The organism is Vibrio sp. RM-69-4 (assembly GCF_024743775.1).
GTDB lineage: Bacteria > Pseudomonadota > Gammaproteobacteria > Enterobacterales > Vibrionaceae > Vibrio > Vibrio anguillarum.
In genome coordinates this window covers 1-8451 of the sequence record NZ_JAMQXI010000020.1, presented here as the reverse complement: position 1 = coordinate 8451, position 8451 = coordinate 1, and the positions used below count along the sequence as shown (strand labels likewise).

The 8451-nt window shown below is 43.1% G+C and carries 8 protein-coding genes and 1 pseudogene; 7 read left to right on the top strand and 2 right to left on the bottom strand.

The features are described from left to right. Window positions 1-415 (bottom strand): annotated as a pseudogene (locus NB504_RS02505) (site-specific integrase); the annotation flags it as partial. Window positions 416-471: 56 nt separating this feature from the next. Continuing rightward, entirely contained in the window at window positions 472-621 is a 150-nt protein-coding gene (locus tag NB504_RS02500; protein ID WP_258428196.1) for a hypothetical protein, read from the bottom strand. A gap of 254 nt (window positions 622-875) precedes the next feature. Between NB504_RS02500 and dusA the strand changes: the two genes are divergently transcribed. The 7 genes from dusA (at window position 876) to NB504_RS02465 (ending at window position 7861) form a co-directional block, all read left to right on the top strand. Further along, window positions 876-1859: a tRNA dihydrouridine(20/20a) synthase DusA gene (gene dusA, locus NB504_RS02495; protein WP_258428195.1), complete on the top strand. Its 984-nt coding sequence runs from the start codon at window positions 876-878 to the stop codon at window positions 1857-1859. A 211-nt stretch (window positions 1860-2070) separates the two neighbouring features. Then, entirely contained in the window at window positions 2071-2280 is a 210-nt protein-coding gene (gene pspG / locus NB504_RS02490; protein ID WP_026027454.1) for an envelope stress response protein PspG, read from the top strand. 99 nt (window positions 2281-2379) lie between these two features. Next, window positions 2380-3036: a TIGR04219 family outer membrane beta-barrel protein gene (locus tag NB504_RS02485; RefSeq protein ID WP_258428194.1), complete on the top strand. Its 657-nt coding sequence runs from the start codon at window positions 2380-2382 to the stop codon at window positions 3034-3036. A gap of 166 nt (window positions 3037-3202) precedes the next feature. Continuing rightward, on the top strand, window positions 3203-3433 hold the full coding sequence (locus NB504_RS02480) for a hypothetical protein (RefSeq protein WP_038149123.1): 231 nt from the start codon (window positions 3203-3205) through the stop codon (window positions 3431-3433). A gap of 96 nt (window positions 3434-3529) precedes the next feature. Further along, window positions 3530-5383, top strand: coding sequence for an assimilatory sulfite reductase (NADPH) flavoprotein subunit (locus tag NB504_RS02475; protein WP_194662691.1), 1854 nt, complete (start codon window positions 3530-3532; stop codon window positions 5381-5383). Continuing rightward, window positions 5383-7116, top strand: coding sequence for an assimilatory sulfite reductase (NADPH) hemoprotein subunit (gene cysI / locus NB504_RS02470; protein ID WP_258428193.1), 1734 nt, complete (start codon window positions 5383-5385; stop codon window positions 7114-7116). Before NB504_RS02475 ends, cysI begins: the two co-directional genes overlap by 1 nt. Next, window positions 7109-7861 (top strand): phosphoadenylyl-sulfate reductase, encoded by a 753-nt coding sequence (locus NB504_RS02465; protein ID WP_258428192.1) that lies wholly within the window; start codon window positions 7109-7111, stop codon window positions 7859-7861. Before cysI ends, NB504_RS02465 begins: the two co-directional genes overlap by 8 nt. Window positions 7862-8451: the final 590 nt, after the last annotated feature.

Below are 8451 nucleotides of genomic sequence, written 5' to 3'. Positions count from 1 at the left end.
ATGATGCTCGGTGGCTTTCACGTTTTCTTAAACCTTGCTCTGCTAGATTCAATTCAACTGACGTTGGGCGTCGATCTCGTTTCTCACTGCGACCAATGAGGCGATATTTAATTAATGTAGGTATCGCTTCATTATGCGCGTGTACGTTAGCGTTGTAGCCAAACATTGGCCCAGCCACGTTGATCACGCTGCGCAAGTAAGTGATGTCCTGATAAACCGTCTGTGGTGTCGGTGCAGTTGGCTCTGCAAGTCTTACTCGACAATGTTGCACTAGGTGTGTAGCTGTCAACAGGTGTGCGGGAACAAGCGCGATGTCATAAGAACGTAACCGCCTTAAGACTGCGGATTTAGAGCGCCCTAGATCTCGTGAGGTAATGGGATCTTCAAGGTAGAGCGTGATTAAATCGCCAATCAAAATTTCTTTCGAACTAGATTCAAGTGAGGGGATGCCATCTTCTCGTAGCTCTTTAGCTAACTGCTTTGCCCATTTACTTGCATCCGCTTTTTGCCGAATGTCTTAGATTTTTCGAACAGACGTTTGCCATTTCTTGCTTCTCTCACCCGTGCTTTGTATCGAGTCCCCTGTTTACTTGCTACTTTTTCAATACTAATCGTTGCCACATTAATTTCCTCTGGTCAGGTTGTGGCAAAGACTCTTGCAATGGTGGCGGTACAGATTTTGCGAAATGTGACCTTGGCTGTATAATCCCCGACCCAAATTCGCATGAAGATTTCTGCTTTTCGTGTCCCTAAAAGTCCCCAAATTGATCCCTTTAGGGACTTTTTAAGTTAAAACCGGACAAAATATGCAGAAATAGGTCATTGCAAAATACATATGACATATTTCTATATTGTTGATTTTTAAGGTTTTAATTATGAACTTTCCATCTTCTCGTCTCAGCGTTGCACCCATGCTCGATTGGACAGATCGCCACTGCCGATACTTTCATCGCTTGCTGTCCTCGCAAACGTTACTGTATACCGAGATGGTCACGACAGGCGCGATCATTCATGGTAAAGGGGACTTCTTGGCTTACAACGAGGAGGAACACCCAGTAGCGTTGCAATTGGGTGGTTCGAATCCTCAAGACCTTGCTCATTGTGCCAAACTTGCCCAGCAGTACGGGTACGATGAAATCAACCTCAATGTAGGTTGTCCGTCCGATCGCGTCCAGAATGGTCGTTTTGGTGCTTGTTTAATGGCTGAGCCGCAACTGGTGGCGGATTGCGTTGCAGCGATGAAATCAGTAGTTGATATTCCGGTAACCGTAAAGACGCGTATTGGTATTGATGACATGGATTCTTATGAATTTTTGACTGATTTTATTTCATTGGTATCAGAGAAAGGGGGCTGTGAACAGTTTACTATTCATGCGCGTAAGGCGTGGCTTAGTGGTTTGAGCCCAAAAGAGAACCGTGAAATACCGCCGTTAGATTACTCACGGGCATATCAGCTGAAAAAAGATTTCCCACATTTAGTCATTGCTGTGAATGGCGGTGTCAAAACCTTAGCTGAAGTCAGTGAGCATTTACAGCATCTTGATGGCGTAATGATTGGACGGGAAGCTTATCAAAGCCCTTATTTGTTGGCGGAAGTGGATCAGACCATTTTTGGTATGGATACGCCGATTAAAAAACGTTCTCAAATTATTGAAGAGATGTTTCCTTATATTGAACGTCAATTAGCTCAGGGGTCTTACCTTGGCCATATAACCCGCCATATGTTAGGTATGTTCCAAAATATGCCAGGTGCTCGTCAATGGCGACGTTATATCAGTGAGAATGCGCACAAGCCCGGTGCGGGAATTGAAGTCGTGCAAGCGGCATTAGCAAAAATTCCGAAAGAGTTGAATGTGTAAAAATTACCAACTTAAGTGGTGATTTTTACCAATAATAGAAAGGCTAAATGACTCGGTGTTATTTGGCTTTTTTTATTGAAATAAATATTGCTTTTCAAGTGCTTGATTGGCCAAGAAACTGTGATTTTTTTAGTCTTGACTTGAAATCAGAGGTGGTAATGACAAGTTGGCTCGATATCTGCTAATGGTAAGAGAAACGGAGGAAAACATCATGTTTGAACTTATTTTCTTATTGGTTTTTATTGCAACTTTATTGGCGACAGGCATCACTTTGGCGACTGTGTTTATTGCGACGGTCATGGGCTTTATAGTATTGGCATTACTAGGCATGATTGGAGTGATGTTTAAGCTACTACCTTGGATCATTGTGATTGTTTTGGGGGTCTGGTTCTTCCGTCATGTGGTGTACACCCCTCGCTAATGTGGCAGTCAACGAAACGTTAACTCACTTCAGGAATATGCTACTATCGCGTTCAATTAAGAACATGAATTAGTAGCGAATAAATAGGGAGCAATAGGGATGAATAAACCAATTTGGTTAGCGTTGGTCAGTGTGGCAATGATGATGTCAACCGCATCGGTTCAAGCAGAATCATTTTATCGTGGAGAAGTTGGCGCTGACATGTGGTGGGGCAGCACTAAAATCGACAATACTCGTCGTGATGATGTGAAGACACCTTCAATCCACGTTGCTTTTGAGCATCAGCTACCTTATTTGCCCAATGCGAGTATTCGTTATACTACGCTTGAGGCGGATTATGCATCCTTTGATAAGTACGACTATACCTTGTATTACAATCTGTTAGAGCGACAGTTAATGTCGTTCGATGCGGGTGTTACATTCACTCAATATAGTGGTTCTCAGTATCAAGCACCAGATAGCTTGAAGTACAGTTTTGATAAGACGACTTTTAACTGGTATGCCTATGCCACAATTAAAATTCCCAATACCCAAGTTGATGTGATTGGGCAGTTTGATTTTGGTGATAGTGGCGGAATTAAAAGCGCAGATGTACTAGCGGGTTTGCGGTATTCCATACCTATTCGTGCTGGCAATGTCGCATTGCGTGGCGGCTATCGTGTGATTGATCTTGAATTCACCGAACTTGACCCAAAAACGAAAAACTCATTTGTCTTTGTTGATGGTTGGTTCTTAGGGGCTGAATTTCAATTTTAAGTATCGATTCGATACTTACGCGCTAAATGCATTTTCCATAAAACGCCACCTCTGCAAGGTGGCGTTTTTTATAACTGACAATTATATTATTGCGCAATTTCTTAGCAGAATAAGCAAAATGTACCATGCTTAATTCACGAGTGAATAATGTGAAAATGGTGTGGTGATGACGATTACCGAGTTAAGGGACTTGTATCGTGAGAACAAGCTTATCGAAGCCATTATTGAACCTTCTTTCCAAGAAGGGCATTGGATAGTCGAGTTTCGGCATTGCCGTGGTGGGTTCGTGCTATTAACCGATTCTCAGGGTGACGAATGCCAGTATACCGATCTGGATCTTGCCTCTAAATCGGCTATGGAGGTGGGTTTTAAGCAAGTTCGAGTCGAGTCTAAATGAGAGAATTAAGCGTAATGCCTACTTCCAAAAAGTTATAAAACATACTTATCTATTCTTTCTTGTTATTAAAGAGAGTGGTTAATCTATTGTCACGCAATGAATAGGGAAGTCGTGACCATGTCTTCAGGAAATACCATACCCCAAGAGCTAGCCAGTTTAGCTAGCCCACTCAATGACGCGCAACTGAACGGATTGCAGCGTACTATTTCAGAACTTTCCCCGCAGCAGCTTGCTTGGGTTAGCGGATATTTTTGGGGCCTCAGTCAGTCTCAAGCATCAAGTATTTCTACTTCCAGCTCACAAGCAGCCACTTTAGTATCAATGGAGCCTGCGACTCAATTAACCATTATTTTCGCTTCTCAAACAGGCAATGCAAAAGGCCTTGCTGAAGGATTGGAAAGAGAAGCTCAGGCTGCCGGTATCGCGGTTCAATTATTCGATGCGAGTGATTACAAGGGCAAAGATCTTGCGAAAGAAACGCATGTTATTTTTGTTGCATCGACCAATGGCGAGGGCGAAGCACCTGACAATGCATTAGCGCTGCATGAATTTTTACAATCCAAGAAAGCACCGAAATTACCTCACTTGCAATATGGTGTGATTGGCTTAGGTGACTCCAGTTATGAATTTTTCTGCCAAACGGGTAAAGATTTTGATGCATTTTTAGAGCAGCTTGGTGCCAAACGTTTTATTGAACGAGTGGATTGCGACGTTGATTACGAACATCAAGCCACCGAGTGGAAAGCCAAGGCATTAGCAGTGGTAAAAGAAGCTTTTGCAAGTACGCCTGCGCAAGTTGTGCAATTACCCGTGAGTCAAACCACGAGTCATCTATCTCAATACAATAAGCAAAATCCTTACAGTGCGACTTTACTGACGAGTCAAAAAATTACTGGGCGAGATTCAGGAAAAGAGGTGCACCACATTGAAATTGACTTGGGTGAGTCAGGTATAACGTATCAGTCTGGGGATGCGCTTGGAGTATGGTATGAAAACGATACAGAGTTAGTCAATGCCGTGTTATCTGCGACTGGGCTATCGGGTGTCGAAAGTGTTGAGGTCGATGGCGAAAGTTTATCCATCCATAGTGCTTTAATGCATAAATATGAAATTACGGCTGCAAATCCTCAGATGGTGACCAAGTTTGCTGAGTTATCTGGTTGTACGAAACTGCTTGAGCTGGTGGAGGATAAAGAGAAGCTCAGATTGTACGCGAGCCATCATCAAGTGATTGATGTACTGCGAGAGAAACAAACTAAACTGACGGCCCAAGCGCTACTCTCTTTATTACGTCGTTTAACGCCGCGTCTTTATTCTATCGCATCAAGTCAAAGCGAAGTTGAAGATGAAGTGCATCTTACCGTCAGCATTGTTCAGTATACACACCAAGATGAGCACCGTTTTGGGGGAGCGTCCAGTTATCTTGGCCAGCGCTTAGAAGAGGGCGACAAGGTAAAGGTTTTCATTGAACACAATAATAATTTCAAACTACCGCAAGATGATAACGTGCCTATTATCATGATTGGTCCTGGCACCGGAATTGCGCCATTTCGTAGCTTTATTCAAGAGCGTGATAACCGTGAAGCAAAAGGAAAAAACTGGCTGTTTTTTGGTGATCGTACATTTACTCAAGATTTTCTCTATCAAGTTGAGTGGCAAAAATATCTGAAATCCGGTGTGCTGAGTCGTCTAGATGTGGCGTTTAGCCGTGATCAACATGAGAAAGTCTACGTTCAGCATCGATTACTTGAACAATCCGAACTGGTCTGGCAATGGATTCAAAACGGTGCGTATCTTTATGTCTGTGGTGATGCAACGCACATGGCGAAAGATGTGCATGATGCACTAATTGTTATTGCACAGCAGCAAGGTGGGTTATCACGTGAACAGGCAGAGACATATATCAACGATCTGCGCAAAGCAAAACGTTATCAAAGGGATGTGTACTAATGAGCACCAAACAACAATCTAATCATCAAGAAGTATTAGGACAAGAGCTAGGCCCATTGTCAGATAACGAGCGCTTGAAACGTGAAAGTCACTTTTTACGTGGGACGATCGAGCAAGATCTGCAAGATCACATCACAGGTGGCTTTAGTGCTGACAACTTTCAGTTGATTCGCTTTCATGGCATGTATCAACAAGACGATCGCGATATTCGTAACGAACGTGCAAAACAAAAGTTAGAACCTCTGCACAATGTGATGTTACGTGCGCGCATGCCTGGCGGGATCATCACACCGAAGCAATGGCTAGCGATAGATAAATTTGCAACTGAGCACAGCCTATATGGCAGCATTCGTTTAACCACTCGCCAAACCTTTCAGTTTCATGGGGTATTGAAGCCTAACATTAAATTGATGCATCAAACGTTAAACAGCATTGGTATTGATTCGATTGCCACGGCGGGTGATGTGAACCGTAACGTACTGTGTACGTCCAATCCTGTGGAGTCTGAACTGCATCAGGAAGCTTACGAATGGGCGAAGAAGATTTCGGAACATCTGTTACCTAAAACGCGCGCTTATGCCGAAATTTGGTTGGATGGTGAAAAACTAGAAACTACAGATGAAGAGCCGATTTTAGGTAATAACTACTTACCGCGTAAGTTCAAAACGACAGTGGTTATTCCGCCCCAAAACGATGTGGATGTACATGCCAACGATTTAAACTTTGTTGCGATTGCCGAACAAGGTCGGTTAGTTGGTTTTAATGTGCTGGTGGGTGGCGGCCTAGCCATGACGCACGGTGATACTTCTACTTACCCGCGTCGTGCTGATGATTTCGGATTTATTCCTTTGGATAAAACCTTAGAAGTCGCCGCCGCTGTGGTTACGACTCAGCGTGATTGGGGAAACCGGTCTAATCGTAAAAATGCAAAAACTAAATACACACTCGATAGAGTGGGCGTCGATGTGTTCAAAGCCGAAGTTGAAAAGCGTGCTGGTATTGAGTTTGCGGTCAGCCGCCCTTACGAGCTCACAGAACGTGGTGATCGGATTGGGTGGATTGAAGGTATCGATGGTAAGCATCATTTAACACTTTTCATCGAAAATGGTCGTTTACTCGATTTCCCTGATAAACCGCTAAAGAGTGGTGTGGCAGAAATTGCTAAAATCCACCAAGGTGATTTTCGTATGACGGCCAATCAAAACCTCATCGTAGCGGGAGTACCAGCTCTACAAAAAGCCACGATTGAACAGATTGCGCGTCAGCATGGTTTGATCAATGACAATGTGAGTGAGCAACGTAAAAATTCGATGGCGTGCGTCTCTTTCCCTACGTGCCCATTAGCTATGGCTGAGGCGGAACGTTTCCTCCCTCAATTTGTAACAGATGTAGAGACGATCCTACAAAAACATGCGTTACCTAAAGAAGAAAACATTATCTTACGTGTCACAGGTTGTCCGAACGGATGTGGCCGAGCCATGTTGGCTGAAATTGGTTTAGTTGGTAAAGCTCCCGGTCGCTACAACCTACATCTTGGCGGCAATAGAGCGGGCACACGTGTGCCTAAAATGTATAAAGAAAACATTACCGATGTACAAATTCTTCAAGAAATTGATGAGTTGGTAGGACGCTGGGCGCTAGAGCGTCAATCCAATGAGGGTTTTGGCGATTTCACCATTCGCACTGGCATTATAGAAGAGGTGATCATCTCTAAGAGAGATTTCTATGCTTGAAGTACCAGTAGTTCCTAAATTGTCCGAGTTATTGGCGCTAACTAAAGTAGAGCAAACGTTACACCTTGCCCCATTAAATGCTTATCTCGAAACGTTAACAGCACAGCAGCGGGTCATGTGGGCGATTGAGAATCTAGAAGGAACCCATGCGCTTTCTTCTAGCTTTGGCATTCAAGCCGCATTGATGCTGCATCTGGTTTCTAGCGTAAAAAGCGATATACCAGTGGTATTGACGGATACGGGCTATTTGTTTCCTGAAACATATCAATTTATTGACCAGCTCACGGATCACCTGAATCTCAATCTGCATATATTCAGCGCTACGATAAGTCCATCATGGCAGGAGGCGCGTTACGGTAAACTTTGGGAACAAGGCGTTACTGGCATTGAACAATACAATCACCTTAATAAAGTAGAACCGATGCGAAGAGCGTTAGATGAACTAGATATTGGTACTTGGTTTTCTGGCCTACGCCGAGAGCAATCAGAATCGCGGGCGACATTACCTATTTTAGCGATTCAAAATGGTGTGTTTAAATTCCTACCTGTGATTGATTGGACAAATAAAGATGTACATTATTATCTGCAAGAAAATCACCTGCCGTATCATCCATTGTGGGAGCAAGGTTACCTTTCAGTTGGTGACACTCATACCACTCGTAAATGGGAACCGGGAATGAATGAAGAAGAAACGCGTTTCTTCGGCTTAAAAAGAGAGTGTGGTCTTCATGAAGAGAATAACTAAGGAGATGATGCAGGTATTTAATCTTCTATATAGTGTAAAAAAGAAATGAGTGAAACGGGAAAAGCGTCTGAAGGCGCTTTTTCTACGTTTGAAAAGATAAAAATTACAGCTAATGTGCATAACTCTGTGGGTAACGTGTTTACTTGATCTTAGTAAAATTGAATAAATAAGGCTTTGAGCAGTAATTTGGTGATTAAGCGCTATTTTTGCAATTTTTATAAAATAACGCTTGCCAACGTGACGGCGATCTCTATAATGCGACCTCACTGACACGGCACAGCCAGTAAGGGTTCAAGCCCAATTAGCCAGCCAATCAGTAGGTCAAATCGGTAAGACGAAATAATGTAAAAAAGTGTTTGACACTTTCCATTATCTCGCTAGAATGGCCGCCTCTTCAAAGGAAGCCTCGGCAATCCAGCGAAGAACGCTCTTTAACAATATAAACCTATCAATCTGTGTGGGCACTCGTTGATGATAATCAAAAAAGATTTATCAATGAACTGAGTGACCAATCAGAATCAAGTTTACTTGATTTTGGCACAGTCAATTCATTGTTGTTCTGTTGGAACAACAATAGCTTTAAAATTACT